Source organism: Deinococcus planocerae (genome assembly GCF_002869765.1).
Taxonomy (GTDB): domain Bacteria; phylum Deinococcota; class Deinococci; order Deinococcales; family Deinococcaceae; genus Deinococcus; species Deinococcus planocerae.
The window spans coordinates 1-13,926 of sequence record NZ_PNOR01000037.1 but is presented as its reverse complement, the minus strand read 5'-3'; the positions used below and the strand labels follow the sequence as shown (position 1 = coordinate 13,926).

General features: G+C 66.5%; 16 protein-coding genes. 11 read left to right on the top strand and 5 right to left on the bottom strand.

Annotated features, from left to right (window positions below):
• The first annotated feature begins 827 nt into the window (after positions 1-827).
• Entirely contained in the window at positions 828-1,160 is a 333-nt protein-coding gene (locus A7B18_RS21565; RefSeq protein WP_146009575.1) for a hypothetical protein, read from the top strand.
• An 88-nt stretch (positions 1,161-1,248) separates the two neighbouring features.
• Here A7B18_RS21565 and A7B18_RS17450 read toward each other — a convergent pair whose 3' ends face one another.
• The 5 genes from A7B18_RS17450 to A7B18_RS17430 form a co-directional block, all read right to left on the bottom strand.
• Positions 1,249-2,892 (bottom strand): ISL3 family transposase, encoded by a 1,644-nt coding sequence (locus A7B18_RS17450; RefSeq protein ID WP_102127979.1) that lies wholly within the window; start codon positions 2,890-2,892, stop codon positions 1,249-1,251.
• Positions 2,893-2,996: 104 nt separating this feature from the next.
• Positions 2,997-3,407, bottom strand: a complete 411-nt coding sequence (locus A7B18_RS17445; RefSeq protein WP_102127978.1) for a hypothetical protein — start codon at positions 3,405-3,407, stop codon at positions 2,997-2,999.
• A 186-nt stretch (positions 3,408-3,593) separates the two neighbouring features.
• A complete protein-coding gene (locus A7B18_RS17440) occupies positions 3,594-4,463 on the bottom strand; it encodes a hypothetical protein (protein WP_102127977.1) in 870 nt (289 codons plus the stop codon).
• 291 nt (positions 4,464-4,754) lie between these two features.
• A complete protein-coding gene (locus A7B18_RS17435) occupies positions 4,755-4,979 on the bottom strand; it encodes a hypothetical protein (protein WP_146009574.1) in 225 nt (74 codons plus the stop codon).
• Positions 4,980-4,989: 10 nt separating this feature from the next.
• Positions 4,990-5,568 (bottom strand): hypothetical protein, encoded by a 579-nt coding sequence (locus tag A7B18_RS17430; RefSeq protein ID WP_102127975.1) that lies wholly within the window; start codon positions 5,566-5,568, stop codon positions 4,990-4,992.
• 248 nt (positions 5,569-5,816) lie between these two features.
• Between A7B18_RS17430 and A7B18_RS17425 the strand changes: the two genes are divergently transcribed.
• The 10 genes from A7B18_RS17425 to A7B18_RS17385 all read left to right on the top strand — a co-directional run bounded on the left by A7B18_RS17425 (position 5,817) and on the right by A7B18_RS17385 (position 13,822).
• Positions 5,817-6,350: a hypothetical protein gene (locus tag A7B18_RS17425; protein ID WP_146009573.1), complete on the top strand. Its 534-nt coding sequence runs from the start codon at positions 5,817-5,819 to the stop codon at positions 6,348-6,350.
• 12 nt (positions 6,351-6,362) lie between these two features.
• Positions 6,363-8,018: a UvrD-helicase domain-containing protein gene (locus A7B18_RS17420; RefSeq protein ID WP_102127973.1), complete on the top strand. Its 1,656-nt coding sequence runs from the start codon at positions 6,363-6,365 to the stop codon at positions 8,016-8,018.
• Positions 8,019-8,281: 263 nt separating this feature from the next.
• Positions 8,282-9,361, top strand: a complete 1,080-nt coding sequence (locus tag A7B18_RS17415) for a PEGA domain-containing protein (protein WP_102127972.1) — start codon at positions 8,282-8,284, stop codon at positions 9,359-9,361.
• Positions 9,362-9,417: 56 nt separating this feature from the next.
• Positions 9,418-9,861, top strand: coding sequence for a hypothetical protein (locus A7B18_RS17410; RefSeq protein WP_102127971.1), 444 nt, complete (start codon positions 9,418-9,420; stop codon positions 9,859-9,861).
• A 49-nt stretch (positions 9,862-9,910) separates the two neighbouring features.
• Complete coding sequence (locus A7B18_RS17405) at positions 9,911-10,132, top strand: PRTRC system protein C (RefSeq protein WP_102127970.1); 222 nt, start codon at positions 9,911-9,913, stop codon at positions 10,130-10,132.
• 31 nt (positions 10,133-10,163) lie between these two features.
• Positions 10,164-10,319 (top strand): hypothetical protein, encoded by a 156-nt coding sequence (locus tag A7B18_RS22075; protein WP_180970216.1) that lies wholly within the window; start codon positions 10,164-10,166, stop codon positions 10,317-10,319.
• Positions 10,320-10,345: 26 nt separating this feature from the next.
• On the top strand, positions 10,346-11,410 hold the full coding sequence (locus A7B18_RS17400; RefSeq protein ID WP_102127969.1) for a hypothetical protein: 1,065 nt from the start codon (positions 10,346-10,348) through the stop codon (positions 11,408-11,410).
• 74 nt (positions 11,411-11,484) lie between these two features.
• Positions 11,485-12,183 carry a PRTRC system protein B gene (locus A7B18_RS17395; protein WP_102127968.1) on the top strand — a complete coding sequence of 233 codons (699 nt, stop codon included), beginning with the start codon at positions 11,485-11,487 and terminating at the stop codon, positions 12,181-12,183.
• Positions 12,183-12,917, top strand: coding sequence for a PRTRC system ThiF family protein (locus tag A7B18_RS17390; protein ID WP_102127967.1), 735 nt, complete (start codon positions 12,183-12,185; stop codon positions 12,915-12,917). Before A7B18_RS17395 ends, A7B18_RS17390 begins: the two co-directional genes overlap by 1 nt.
• 233 nt (positions 12,918-13,150) lie before the next feature.
• Positions 13,151-13,822, top strand: a complete 672-nt coding sequence (locus A7B18_RS17385) for a hypothetical protein (protein ID WP_102127966.1) — start codon at positions 13,151-13,153, stop codon at positions 13,820-13,822.
• Positions 13,823-13,926 lie beyond the last annotated feature (104 nt).

Genomic DNA, 13,926 nt, shown 5'->3' with positions numbered 1-13,926 from the left:
GCAGATGGCCTTCCCGAGGGCTTTCTGCATGAGCGGGATCAGAAACCGGTGGGGGACCTGTCAGGAAGTGCGGGGCTCGCTCAATCGCCCTGGCCTGCACCTGCCACGCCGGATGGAGCCCTTCCTCTTCCCCGCTTGGCTGAGCCAGGTGATGGAGGACACTTCAGGTCCTCTCGTTCCCGATCTGCGGATTGGCCTCCACCTCGACGGCTCGGGGAGGCGTCCTGAAAATTCAGACCCGGATCGCGCTGAGGAGGACGCCCTCGACATCCCCGCTTCCTGGGAGGAGGTGGTCGAGGAGATGCGACGGGAAGGAGCGCTCAGCGTCGAGGAACGTGAGGCACGGGAGGCAGAACGGCTCCGCCTGAATTGAGGCTCGCCACTGCCGTCCCACCCGGCAGTGCTGAGTCGAGTCCGTTGTACTTATGCAAAGGAGTGGAATGCGTCTGGATCATGGCAGACTTCTGGAAGGAGAACACATGACGCGAGTCCGGCGTCGCCACCCTCTGCCCCTGCTCCCCTTCAAGCTGCTCGAAACAGAGGAGCATGAACGGCAGCGGGAAGGCCACACTCGGCGCGAACGCCAGGCTACCTTCGAGTGGCCCGGCGCACCCTTTTTGCTGGAGTACCGGGAAACTCAGGAAAGCCTGCCTGGTTGGTCCACGTGGTCTCGGATCTTCACCGTTGGCTCGCTCTCCTGGCTTGATGACGGTGGTGAAGGGACTTTCCGTCACGACGATGGGTTTCATCAACTCGAGCCCCTCACGGCAGCGGTCTGGCCTCTACTTGCCGAGCGGCAGCAGGGCGCGCTTGGGTGGCGCCCGGGCATGATCCGACATCTGCCCATTTCCGCCGCCTTTCTGGATGCAGCCATGCGCAACGCCGGGGGCACGTCCAGCCCCTACGCCTTTAGCCCGTTCCAGCGGTGGCTGGGGGAGGAAGTAGCGTACCCGGCACGGGCACCGGAACACCTCCCCCGTCTGCGGGTGAGTTACCCGGAACTCGCCCACTTTTCGGATGGGCAGGTCGTACTCGCCTGGCAACTCTTCTCCGAGCAGACGTGCTCCGTGTCCTACCGGGGTCTCGTGCCGCCACACCGAACGGCCAAGTTCCTCGGCTTCGTTCAGACCTTCACGTTCCCGGAGGAGGAGCGGGAATGAGCAGGAAGATCCACTCCTGGAAGCGCACCTGCTGACCCTGTGACGATGGCGGCTTAAAAATGGTTCTGGCGCTCTCTCGGTGCGACCCCTACCCCGACGCGGCCAGCAGCCGGGCACGCAGCAGATCAAACTTCGCGCGGCCGTACATCTGGCGCTTGACCAGCTTGAGCTTGTTGACGTGCCCTTCCACCCGCCCGTTCGACCACGCCTGCCACATTCCCTCCCGCACCGCCTCCAGGTCGCTCCACACGCCCTGCGCGAAGCCCTTGAGTGCTGCGATACCGCTGTCGGTCGCCGCCCTGAGCCAGGTGCCCAACTCGCTCGGGTCGCGGCGCCGCACCATGTCGGCGAACTGCTGGGCGAGCGTCACGACGCTCGCCACCTCATCGTTCGTCTGCATCAGCTTGTCCATCCAGTCGCGTTCTCGGTCATTGCGCTCCTCAGGTTCACGGATGACAGTGAACGCCAGCGTCGCCAGGGTTGGCCGCCGTGCGCCCGTCGGGACCAGCGCCTGGGGTCGGTCAGATGAGCCGTCGTCCCGCCGTCCCGTCACGCCATGCTGTCGGCGGATGTCGCTCATGTAGTGCCGGACCACCGACGCACTGCCCGTAAAGCCTTGCGTACAAATCTCTTCCCACAACCGCCTGGCGTTGCGCTGGCCCGCGTTGAACCGCTCGACCAGGTAGCTCTCATAGGCAGCGATAGCTTGGCCTCGTGGGCGCCGGATGCGCTCAGGACAGCGGTCGAGTCGGGCGTACTTTTTGACGGTATTGCGGCTGAGCTGAAGTTCGAAAGCAATGCTGCGAAAACTGCGGCCCCCAGCGCGCAGGGCGTGAATGCGGTCAAACTGAGCTTGCTTGTGGGGGCTGACATCGGGCTGGGGAGGCATCAAGTTCAGCTCGGGCGAGTCGAGTGCTTCGGCACTCGACTCGCCCGGTTTGGGAAGCGGCTCGGCGAAGGCGACCTTGAGGTCCTCGCCGTGTCCGAGCAACCCCCGGAGCACGGCCTCACCCAGGTTCTTCAGCAAGTGCCAGCGGTCCGCGACCTGCACCGTCTCAGGTGCACCTTGCCGAATGCCGTTGGCATACACCACCGCACGATCCCGAGTCATGATCTGCACGCCCGGGTGGGCGTGCAACCAGGCGGCCAGGGTGTTCGGCTTCCGGTCGGGCAGCAGGTCGATGACCCGCCTGGACTCGTGGTCAACGAGGATCGTCCCGTACGTCTGCCCCTTGCGGTACGCCCAGTCGTCCATGCCCAGCACCCGGACGGCCGCCACCGAAGGTGGCGGCACCCGTCGAACGAGGGTGAGCAGCGCCTTGCGCCCGACCACCAGGGAGCACAACCCAGCCAGCCGCTCACCACCCCGCCCACCCAGCGCGAGTCCAACGGCGCGCAGGGAGTCGGCCAAGCGAGAGGTCCGACGGGCGAAGGGCACGGTGAGGGTCTGGAAGCGTTCGGCGAAGATGCGTTGCGGGCACGACGAACACAGACAGGGGCAGCGACGAACGCGCAGCCGCCACACGACGCGCCGCCCACCCCACGGCAGGTCGGCGAGGGTGCGGGTGTACGTGCTGCGCGTCCGGGAAGACGGCGTCCCACACCTCGGGCACACCGGGGTTGGTGTGGTGCTATGCACCTCGACGACGATGCGACCACTCTGTTCATCGAGGACGACGTGATCGAGATGCAGCCCATCCAGAGTGAGGAGGGCGCGTAGGTCGAAGTTCATCCTTCATCTTCGGTGCCAGGGACAGGGTCGCACCGAGAGGGCGCCAGAACCATCTCTACGGCGCCATTGACACCTGCTGCCCGCGGCGTGTCAGTTCTCCCAGTTCAGTTTGTCAAGGTGCCTTCCCGCCCGGCGAGGACGCGCAGGGCGTGAGCGACGGCAGCGAGCAGGGTGCCGGTGGTCGCGCCGCCATCCAGGCCGAGGTAGGCCGCAGCGTGTAGGGCGTGATAGGCGACTTGCAGGGGGTCGTCACGCTGCGCCGTGAGGTTGGCGTACCAGTGCTGCCCAGCGGCCTGAAGGTCGGTTTCAGGGGCTCCGGCGAGGGCAGCGACGCCCTGCGCGTGACGCTCGGCCTGTTCGGCGAAGGCGAGGATCATCTCCCGCGTGGGCCTATCGCGTCCGAGGACGGGAGCGAACTCCAGGGTGGCGACGAGTTGAAGGGTCAGCGCGATACAGGTCTCGAAGGTCTGCTGGTTGTGAACGTGCAGGGGAGGGGAGAGAGGCAAGACAGTCATGCTACACCTGGACCTTTGAACACCCGGCTGGCCGTCTTCAGGACGTGCTGGTGGTCTGAGGTTACTGTAGCCCGTGCCTGCGGGCCTTGGTGAGGAACCGCCGGATGGGGCGGAGAGTTCCGGAAGTGTGCCTGGTACTCGGCGCTGTGGAGCCCTGGGTCCTCGCGCGACGGCGCTCAGATGCTTTTACGCTCTCGCGTGGCGCGGCGCCCGCTTGGGCTGGTCCTCCGCCTGCAAGGCACCGGCAACGCGTTTGGCGTGCTCGAAGGCCGGCTCACCCAGGAACCCGGCGTCCTGCCTGCTGAGTCTCTCCCCGTGGTCGCGCAAGCCAGCGAGGCGCAGGCGGGAGGGGGGAGAATAGGGGACGTTGGCGGCGTGACAGGCTTTGAAGAGGGCGGGGCGGAGGGTGGCGTCGGTGTAGGAGAAGACCGGCCCCTGGGCGTGCAGTTCCCCGCCGGCCTGCCGCTGGAGGACCTGTAATGCCTGCTCCACCTCTTCCGGAATCCGGGCGACGGTGCGACCGCGGACGAGGGTGCCCAGTCCCAGGTGCACACCCTCCCAGGTCAACTCCCGGAGTTCGCGGGTGTCGAAGGCGAGTCGGTCGATGAGGAGTAAAGCCGCCCTCAACCCTGGGTCGGTGACTTGCTGGTGGAGGCGGGTGAGTTCCTGGCGGGTGAGCATGTCGCCGCGGTTCTCGCTGGCGCGCTGGGGTCGGGGGGTCTCGCGGACTGGGTTGGTGGAGATCAACCCCTCGTCGCGCAGCAGGTTGTAGAGGCGGGAGAGGACAGTCAGACGATTGATGACGGTCCCGCTGGCGACGGTGCCCTCGCCACCGAGACGCAGGTGAATGAAGGAGTGCAGCCAGGCGTCGAAGTCGTGGGGGGGATGGAGGAGATCGACCTGATCTTGCTGGGCGTGCTGGAAGACGGGTTTGAGGACGGAGTGGATGATGCGGCGGGGTTCACCCAGGGCGGGGAGGAGGCCGACGACCTGATCGAGGTCGTACTCCCGCAGGGCGAGCGTTAGTTTCTGAGCGTGTTCGTCGGCGGGGTGCATGCGTCATTGTATGGCAAGTAATAACAATAAACACCAACCCCACCCTTCCCCTCTTCCCCCTGCTCCGGCACCCGCTCAAGCAGGGGAGACGAACCCCTGAGCTGGAGTTGACCTGCCGTCCCCACGAGGACGAACCCAGCCCCACCTTCCCGCCGACTCCCGCCGACCTTCCAAAAAGAGCGAGAGCACATCTTCCTGATGTGCTCCCCGTCGACAGCAAGTTCAGAGCGCCACCTCAACTCTTCACCCTTCGACGCGTCTCGCTCCCAAGGGATCGAGCCCGCTGAATGGTTACCGGGCTAAGGCTTGCTGGACTATCTCGGGCTTGTAGCGCGTGACCTCCGCTCGCAGGTCATCCCGCAACCACTGCACGTCCTCTGGTAGGGAGGCGAACACCTGCTCGAGTTCAACGAACGCCTGGCGCTCCAGGTCCAGGTACCGCTCCGGCGTCAGGGTGCCCGCCCGCCTCGACAGGAACAGTTCCGTCGTGATCTCGTCGAATCGCTGGTTCAGCATCGTCATGACGTCACCTCCTGAGCGTGGCGTGGAGTTCCTGAACCATCTTATGCCCGACGGAATCGTGACGCATGAGTTCCGTTCGGAAGAAGGTGAACGCGGTGAGCGTCTCGCAGAAGTATTCCTGCCAGTCGAACCGTGCCCGCAGACTCACGGGGCTGACCTCCGGATGGCGAGCAGCGGCGAGGGCCAATTCGAAGGCGGGTGGATGCTTCTCCAGAAGGTGGTGCCCGAGTTCGTGCACGAAGCTCATCTGCATTGCTTCCTCCCTGGTGGTTCCCCAGGCCGAGACGGCGGCGACCTGCCCGATGGGTTCCGTCCTTCCGAAGGTCCTTCCTGCACGGGCTGTGTTCAGTTCGAGGGCGCGGGTGTCCGGGGTGTACTGGCCCGTGGTGAAGCGTGAAGAGAGCGCGTGCAGGGTGAGGGCGGCCAGGGGGTGGTCGGTCAGGAAGTCGGTGAGGCGGGCTCGTGTCGCACCGCGCAGGATGAAGCGGGCTTGCGTCAGGCTGACATCCTCGACGGTGAGGTTGTCGACGTGCTTGCCTTCCTGGAACTGCTCGTAGTGGGCTTCTGGTTGGGGGTCGGTCATGGGGGAATGCTCGGTGCAGTATCGGGCACGGATGTTTAGGGCTCTTCTTCTGGAGGCGGGTTTTCATGTGTATGGGCTGGGGAGGCTTGGGCTTGGGCGAGTGTGGGGGTGGGCTTGATTGAACTTATGTTGTTATTACTCGACATAACACTCGGAGAGGTTGAACTCCCCTGCTACCTCCGGGAGTCCGACTCTCCCATCTGAAGCACCGCAGACCCTCCCCGGGACCCCCCGGGGCTCACTCGGCCATGCCTTCCACCCTCCCACTCGCCGTGCTGTACCACGGCACCCCCTGGCAAGCCGTCGCGCTTGCCGAAGGTTCCCAGGGCCCGGCAGATGCCCTGCGTGTGTTCACCCAGCCCGGGGCACACCCCCTCCTGCTCACCGCCCAAGCGCCGTCTCCCAACGATGGCGACCACCTTACTCTTCAGGGCCAGGTCCTCCGGCACGAGCAAGGCGAGTTCCTGCTCGTCGGCACCAGCCCCCTCCTCCAACTCGCCCTCCACACCCGGGTCCCCGTCACCGCTCCCCCCGACGCCTGGCCGCAGATTCAAGAAGCTTTGCGGACCCACCCAAGAGCCCACGCCCTGCCCCATCGTCAGGAGCTCCTGCTGTCCCAGCGCTTCTCGTTGACGCTCGGTCCCGACCTACACCTAATCCTGACCGCCCTGCGGACCCGACAGGAACGTCAACTCGCCCGCCTACTCGACGGCCTGCAACTGCTGGAAGTCCAGAGTGACCCCAGCCAGATCGGCAGCCAGCTCGACCTCGTATTCCGCTGAAGGAGGTGGGCCATGAACCAGACCCTCTTCGACCACCTCGAAGCCGTCCGCCGTGGCGCCAAGACCACCGTCCGACAGAAGCGCACCCCCAGCGCCTATCAGCGCACCATCCTCCACGATGTCACCCGGGGTGTCCGCGCCATCACCGTGGAGGCCGGGCCGGGTAGCGGCAAGACCGCCCTGCTGGAGATGATCGCCGCCCTGATCCTGGAACTCGGCCTGCTGCCACAAGGGGAGAAGGGCGCCTTCCTCGCCTTCAACAAGGACATCGTCGGGACGCTGAAGAAGGTCATCCCGCCCGAGTTCGACGTGCGCACCGTTAGCAGCCTGGGCCACCTGATCTGTACCCAGAACCTCAGCGGCCTGAAATTCGAGCCGCGCAAGTACGACGACCTGATTCGCGAGATCGTCTGCGAAGCCCGGGGCGCCTCGCCCGCCGCCCGGCGAGAACTCGCCGAGCGGCTGGGCGCCTGCGTCGAACTGCATGTGGGGCACGCGTTGGGATTGGACCCCCGGCTGGAAGACTGGGCCGAGGCGATGGACGCCGTGGATGCCCCGATCCTCGGCGCGGAGACGGCGCTGTATACCCTGACACTGAAGGTGCTGCGGCGAGGCCTAAAGCTGTTGCAGGACGGGCGCGTCATGAGCTTCACCGACCAGGTGCTCGCTCCGGGAGTGTTCGGCTGGCGCCTGAGCACGCCGTACCGCTTCCTGCTGGTCGACGAGCTTCAGGACCTCTCCCGCGCGCAGCTAGGGTTGCTCCAGGCGGCCACCGACGAGCACACCCGGGTGGTAGGCGTCGGGGACCAGTCACAGAGCATCTACAGCTTCAACGGCGCCGATCAGGACAGCCTGCGCCACTTCACCGAACTGTTCGGGGCCATCCGGCGGCCGCTGTCGATCACTTACCGTTGCCCCTGGCGACACGTCGCACTCGCCCAACCGTTCGGGCAAGCCCTCGAAGCCGCCCCAGGCGCACCAGGGGGCACCCTCGATGATCTCAGCGGCGAGGAGTTCCTTGCTCTGGCGAGGCCCGGCGACCTGGTGCTCTGCCGCACGAACGCACCGCTCGTCGACTGGTGTTACCGGCTGGTCGCCGCGGGCATCCCCGCCATCGTCCGGGGCCGGGATCTCGCCCGCAGCCTGGTCGCCTTCACCCGCGACGCCGCCACCTTCGACGGAACGAAGCCCCAGCGTGACCAGGTCAAGGACAGCCTGCCGCTCATCGACATCACCGGGCAGCTCAATGGGTATGCCACCTTCCTCGCCGAGCAGCTCACCCGGGAGGCCGAGCGCGAGGGCCGTGATCCGGGGTTGCGCCTGGCCGGACTGGCCGACCGGCTCTCGGCAATCACGCGGGTGCTCGATGCCGGGGGTGCCCAGACGCTGGGGCAACTCGTCGCCAACATCCGACTGCTGTTTCAAGGCGACCCGGAGCGCAGCGTCGTCCTGAGCACGGTCCACCGTGCCAAGGGACAGGAGGCCGAACGCGTGTTCATCCTGGAGCCCGCTCTGCTTCCTCACCCCAAGGCCAGGACGCCGCAGGCGCTCCAGGCCGAGCGATGCCTCCAGTTCGTCGCCTTCACCCGCAGCCGGCGGGACCTGTTCTTCGTGGACGCCGAGTACAGCCCCATCCCGGCGGGATTGCGGGCGCGGGAGGGCGGGTGAGACCTTCGGACAGGGAACACCCTCCTGGCCTGCCTCCTCTCGGCGCTCGTCAGGCTCCCGGCCGATCCGACTCGGCCTCAGCAGGAAGCGGAGTTGCCAGGAACGGCTGCCCCGCGCCACCACTTCCTGGTCCGGGACGGTCCTCGGCGCCGCGTCGCCCACACCCGCACCCGCCAGCCACCTGAGCACCCACTGGGGAAACCCGCCGGGCGGCCTGACCCTCACCGCTGACGCGGTGGGGCGGGCGGCGGAGGTTTCCAACCATGACTCAGGGCAACACCGCTCCACTGCTCCCCTTCGACGAACCCCGGCGCACCCTGCAAGACGTCCACGACGACCTCAAGCGGGAAATGGCCCGCCTCCACGGGCAGCACCCCGACCTGTACGAGGAAGCGGTCGGGCTCTTCAAGAAGAACCAAAACGCCAAAGAGCACGTCCCGGCTGCCGAGCAGCTCCTCGCCGACGTGCAGGCCCTCTCCCACCCGGTCAACCTGCCCTTCGTCCCCGCCGCCAGCGCCGAACAAGGGGCCGTGGACGAGGCGCTCGACTACCCGCAGACGACGCCTGAACCGGTCACCACCGACGACACGCTGGGCCTGGAGGACGGGGAGGAAAGCGAGGAGGGTGAAATTGAACTGGACGAGACCGCCGAGGACGTGGACCCGGCAGCAGACGACGCTGGTCCAGACGGGCTGGACCCTGCTTGCACCGTCCCGGAGGCCACCCCACCCGTCACCTGGCCGGAAGGGACGCTGGGTGCCGGGATGATCAGCCAGCTCGCCGGCACCCTCGGGGCGGGGGAGACCCTCAGCCTGATCCTCGCCCGCGTCGGGGACACGCTCCTCGTGACCGTGCAGCCCACTCCCATCCAGGACGAACCGAACAGCACGGTAGTGCCCCTGCAGGTGAAGGGGCTCCCGAGCGCGCTCGATACCCAGCTCGTCATGAAGCTCAACGAGTACCGGGAGGGTCGCAGCGTGGCCCGGGACACCGCGCACTACGTTGCGACCGTCCGAGCCGCTGCCGAGGCGCATCGCAAGGCCACCCAAAACGCGGCCAAGCCCAAGGCCGCCCCGAGTAAGCCCGCCACACCAGCCAGCCAGGAAGGGCACCTCACCGTCGAGGTCTCACCCAGGGACGCCACCCTCGTCCTCACCGACGGGGGCAGCAAGACCCACCCCTTCCAGGCTGGGAAGAAGACCCCGCTGCCTGCCGGGGAGTACACCCTCAGCCTCGACGCCCCGGGCTACGAGGCCCAGACCCAGAAGCTGAGCGTCAAGCCCGGCAAGGAAACCAAGACCGCCTTCGTCCTGAAAAAGGCGAGCGCCCCCAGCCTGTTCTGAACCGCTCCTTCACCCCCAGTCCACGGACTGGGGGCTTGCCCTGCCAGGAGCCCTGGATGAACGCACCTGCCGCTGACCGCCTCACCACCTCCCTCCTGCAACTCCGTCCCGCCTTCCGCCACCGCCTGAACGAGGACGGGCAGATTCTGAGTACCCTGCCCGCCGACCAGACCCTTCCGCTCTCTGATGTCGTCGGGATAGACGAGACCCACCGGGGCCTGCTCGTCACCACCCTCCACGGCCGCTTCCTGTTCACTCGGCAGGCGCTTGACACCGACGCCGCACCGACCAGAGACCCCACAGCGACGGCTGCCGACACCCATGAGACTCTCGCGGTCCTGCTGATTCAGCACGGCGCCCACCAGCAGAGCGCGATCTCCCTCGCACGCGAAGTCCTGAACAGCTTCACCCGTCTCTCCCAGGCCTGTGACCAGGCTGGCATCCGGGACCGTGCCGCGCTGGCCCTCGACCTCCTCGCGTTCTTCCAACCACGCCCTTGACCCTCCCCGGCTCCCGCCGGGGTGGGCTCCTCGAAAGGAAGGTTGCCCCATGACCCAGAGCACTGAAGTGACCGTGACCGCAGTCCAGCGCAAGATCGTCTACGAAGGCCGCGAACTCGCCGACGTCAGCCCCACCGTCAGCGTCGAGGACGTCGTCAAAATCCACGCCCTCACCACTCCCGAACTCGCCACGGCGGTCGTCGAAGGCCCCGAGCTTCAGGAGGGCCAGCGTGTCTACACCGTCAAGAAGCGCCTCGGCACGAAAGGCTAAGACATGGTCCCCCGAGCAGGTGGCGGGCTGGGTGAGGGGGCAACCCCTCCTGCCCACCCACGTCGACCGCTTCGACCCCGGGAAGGACGCCTCCAGTCACCAGCGGTTGTGCCAGATCTTCCTCAGGCTCCGGCACGACCCGACCCCGCTCCCCCTCGCGCCCCGGGAGGTGCCCCTGCTGCCCTGAGTCCGCTCAGCCTGTCGCGGCTGACCTTGAGTGGCCTGCCCCTAGCGGACGTTCCCGCCACCCGCGTTCACGCGGGTGCCCTGTCCCGGCTGGAAGGCGCTCTGCCCCTGCTGGCGACCCTGATCGAGGTCGGACTGCTGCCCGCCTTGCCACCCAAGAGGCGGGAGACCATCCACGCCTACCTCCGGCGGGTGAACGGCACGCCCGGTGCCCTGGAGTGCGGCTGGCGGAATCTGCACCTCACCTGGTACGAGGAGACCGGAGATGGGGGGCAGGCAGAGGAAGCGCGGGGCGTGCACGAACTCGTCCTCACCCTCGTGCACGCCCCGCAGTGCGCGGCGTTCTCATGTATCGTGGCACGGCGAGCCCTACACCGACTGCACCCGTACCTGCTCGGGAGCATCCTTGCCAACCTCAGTCTGTTCACCCGCAGCACCTGGAGCGTGTACACCGCCATCGACGCCCTTGAAGACGCGGAGACATTCGAACACGAGGGCAGCGTCAAGGGCTTCTGGCAGGACGTCCACGCTGAACTGCGCAAGGAACTGGGCCGTTCCCCCACCCGGGCAGAGGTCGTGCGGGAGGCCCGAGGCCGCTGCACGCCACCGGGAGATCTGCTGCGCTTGATCGGGATGACCGAGGCCCTGCCCGCCGTCAGCAAGAAGTACCGTCTCTCACCCGAGGAGCTGCTGGAGGTCGCACGGAAACACACGGGGCTGTGGGCGGAGCGGGTAGCAATCATCGCCGGGGCCCTGATCGCCCTGCGGGACATCGACCAGACGGTGTACGCGTTGCTGGGCGACGAGGACCTGGCAGCGACCTGTGCCCGCGGGGAATATCGGCGCAATCCCACTGTGATCCTCTCGGGGCAAGGTAGGCGGACCTCCAGCGGGTACCTGAACGCCGTGCAGGAACGCCTGGAGGAGACCTGGCAGTTCGCCGCCCAGACCGAGGGCTTCATGAATAACCTCCTGATCCGCATCCACACGCCCGAGGACGCCGAGCGCGCAGTGCAGCTCGTGCGGCTGTACCGGGACGCGGAACGGCACCTGGAGACGGTCACGGACTTGATCATCGACACCGACGACTGACGGGATGGGGGAGCGGCCCTCCGTCCCGTTTTCGCCTGGGACCCTCCCCCGCTAGCGCGGAGACGCTAGGCCGTATGCAACTGGAATTGAACGCACTGCCCGAGGTGCACGCCCGTCTCGCCCTGATCGTGTACACCGACCACCGCCAGGAACAGGGCATCGTCATGCAGCACAACCTCGGCGAAAGGGACGGGGCGTTGTACATGGCCGAGGGCGTCAATGTCACGCGCGACACCATCGAGACCCTGTTGAAACTTAACGCCATGCAGACCCTGACCCTCGTGCCTGAGCACGTCGTCGCCTTAGGCGTCGGCTCCCTCGCCTGGGTCGTCGAGCGCCAGGAACGGCGATTGTTGTTTCAGGGAGCAACGGACAAGGCTGTGGCCGCCTTGGACGGGCAGGTCTTTCCCCAACCACGTCTCCTGTTCGTCACTCGGGGAGCACAGATGTTCGCTTACGCGCTGCGGGGCATGGAGCGACCCACCGGGAACACCCCGCTCTACCGCGCGCCGTACTTCAACATCTTCAGCAACCACGCGGTCTGCAACGGCAGCATGCAGCGCCCGGGGGCCATCACCCCGGAGAACGCCGACGCCTGGACGCAGGCCTTCTTCTACTCGAACTTCGTCAAGCCCGCCGACAGCCAGAAGCGTTGGGCGACGGGAGGGACCTACCGCGAGCTGTGGGACGCCGTACGGGAAGCAGGCGAGTTCAGGGACGAGTGGTTGGTCCCGGCGGGCCTCACCCTTGAACAGGCCCTGGGAGGCCGCTGATGACGCACAAGCTCCCCTCCAGCTTCCTGGGCCGGGAACGCCTGAAGGTCGCCGTCGTCGGCGTGGGCGGCACGGGCAGCGAAGTGTTGACCGGCCTGACGCACCTGCATCTGGCACTTCGGGCACTCGACCACGCAGGCCTGTACGTCACGGCGTTCGACCCGGACGAGGTGAGCCACGCCAACCTGGTCCGCCAGCGCTACCATCACAGCGACCTGGGGCGGAACAAGGCCGAGACCCTCGTCACCCGGGTCAACCTGGCGTGCAACCTCGATTGGGTCGCCGTTCCCCTCAAGTTCAGCGGGCACCGTGCCCGGGCGCCCTGGGATCTGGTGATCAGTTGCGTCGATTCCCGGGCGGCCCGCAGGAGTCTGCATTTCGCCGCGCACGGGAAGGGGATGTACACCTGGCGATATTGGCTGGACTGCGGGAATGACCTCACGACGGGTCAGGTTGTCCTCGGGACGCCCCGGGAAGCGGGCAAGCGCCTCAAGCATCATCTGCCCTGTGCGACGGAACTCCACCCGGAACTGATGGACACCACCGGGCCCGAGGACGACACCCCGAGTTGCAGTGCCATTGAGGCCTTGAGCCGTCAGGACCTCTTCGTGGGGCGGATGGTGGCGACGCACGCCCTGGACCTGCTGTGGCAGCTTTTCCGGCACCGGGAGCTAACGCACCACGCCCGGTACTTCGAGTTGCGCGGGGCGGCGCTGAGCAGCCGGGGGTGTTAAGAGGCAGCGATTCACTCGAGACGATGTGGTCGGCTGCCGTACGCCGCTCGTCCCGAAGGCGCTGTTCCAGATGCTCCTGATCGTGTATGCTCAAACCACAGGTGTGACCCCTCGCAGGCGCCTCGGCGCTCACGGTCCACGACGAGCTGCGCTCCAACCCAGCCCTGAACGCGCGTCCCCGGGACGGCAAGCGAGGACCCACCCAACCCAGATGACGCGCGGACAGGACTGTTATGGACGACCGCGCTCTTCGGCATCAAGCCCTCAATCTGCACACTGCGTTCTCGCACCTGAACCTTGAGCTTGTGCCCAGCGTCGCGCAATGCGAGCAACTGATGGCCGCCGCCCTGGGAGCCACGCACGGCCTCCACGACCTCCCGCACCTCATCGCGACCCGTCCCGGCAACTGGGCCTGGGACCTCGGGCGCGCTGTACACCGCGTCGAGGTTCGCCTTCAGACCCTGAAACGCCCGGATGGGGCACGAGGCTTTGACGTCTCTCGACCGCAGCTTACGAGCGCGCTCGCCAGCGCGTGGACACTCACGCATGACCAGATACGGGACGTCCTGGCCGATATGGTGCCTCCCGGGCAGCGGGCTGCCTTTCGCAACGCGCTGAAACAAGTAACTGGCGCGATCACGGTCCGCATGCACCCCGATTACCTCAAAATCCAGCGGTATCAAGGAAAAGACGTGTTCTATGAGGACCTGACGCCTATCACCCATGACCACATCGAGGGGGTAAAGCGGCGTATCTCAAAACTGGAAGTGAACTCTCCAGACACGACGGGTGTTGCAGGAACACTGAGCCGCATCCAATATCAGGGGTACGGCATCCACACGAGTGTCTTCCTGGACGACCCTGTGCGCTTGGACCCCAAAGCTCAGGAGTTGCACCTCGCATAGCGCAGTGAATAGCCGTGCTGGCGGAGAAATTCCGAGTTTCTGCTGAACGTCAGGAGCAGGCGGTTCAAATGAACGTCTGGCATGACCGTCATCAGTGCCAGAGC

What these genes read in the sequence shown, in the direction of transcription:
- A7B18_RS17425 (WP_146009573.1), top strand. Translation starts at nt 5,817, where the DNA reads ATGCCTTCCACCCTCCCACTCGCCGTGCTGTACCACGGCACCCCCTGG.
- A7B18_RS21565 (WP_146009575.1), top strand. Translation starts at nt 828, where the DNA reads ATGATCCGACATCTGCCCATTTCCGCCGCCTTTCTGGATGCAGCCATG.
- A7B18_RS17390 (WP_102127967.1), top strand. Translation starts at nt 12,183, where the DNA reads ATGACGCACAAGCTCCCCTCCAGCTTCCTGGGCCGGGAACGCCTGAAG.
- A7B18_RS17415 (WP_102127972.1), top strand. Translation starts at nt 8,282, where the DNA reads ATGACTCAGGGCAACACCGCTCCACTGCTCCCCTTCGACGAACCCCGG.
- A7B18_RS17445 (WP_102127978.1), bottom strand. Translation starts at nt 3,407, where the DNA reads ATGACTGTCTTGCCTCTCTCCCCTCCCCTGCACGTTCACAACCAGCAG.
- A7B18_RS17395 (WP_102127968.1), top strand. Translation starts at nt 11,485, where the DNA reads ATGCAACTGGAATTGAACGCACTGCCCGAGGTGCACGCCCGTCTCGCC.
- A7B18_RS17435 (WP_146009574.1), bottom strand. Translation starts at nt 4,979, where the DNA reads ATGCTGAACCAGCGATTCGACGAGATCACGACGGAACTGTTCCTGTCG.
- A7B18_RS17420 (WP_102127973.1), top strand. Translation starts at nt 6,363, where the DNA reads ATGAACCAGACCCTCTTCGACCACCTCGAAGCCGTCCGCCGTGGCGCC.
- A7B18_RS17450 (WP_102127979.1), bottom strand. Translation starts at nt 2,892, where the DNA reads ATGAACTTCGACCTACGCGCCCTCCTCACTCTGGATGGGCTGCATCTC.
- A7B18_RS17410 (WP_102127971.1), top strand. Translation starts at nt 9,418, where the DNA reads ATGAACGCACCTGCCGCTGACCGCCTCACCACCTCCCTCCTGCAACTC.
- A7B18_RS17430 (WP_102127975.1), bottom strand. Translation starts at nt 5,568, where the DNA reads ATGACCGACCCCCAACCAGAAGCCCACTACGAGCAGTTCCAGGAAGGC.
- A7B18_RS17385 (WP_102127966.1), top strand. Translation starts at nt 13,151, where the DNA reads ATGGACGACCGCGCTCTTCGGCATCAAGCCCTCAATCTGCACACTGCG.
- A7B18_RS17440 (WP_102127977.1), bottom strand. Translation starts at nt 4,463, where the DNA reads ATGCACCCCGCCGACGAACACGCTCAGAAACTAACGCTCGCCCTGCGG.
- A7B18_RS17405 (WP_102127970.1), top strand. Translation starts at nt 9,911, where the DNA reads ATGACCCAGAGCACTGAAGTGACCGTGACCGCAGTCCAGCGCAAGATC.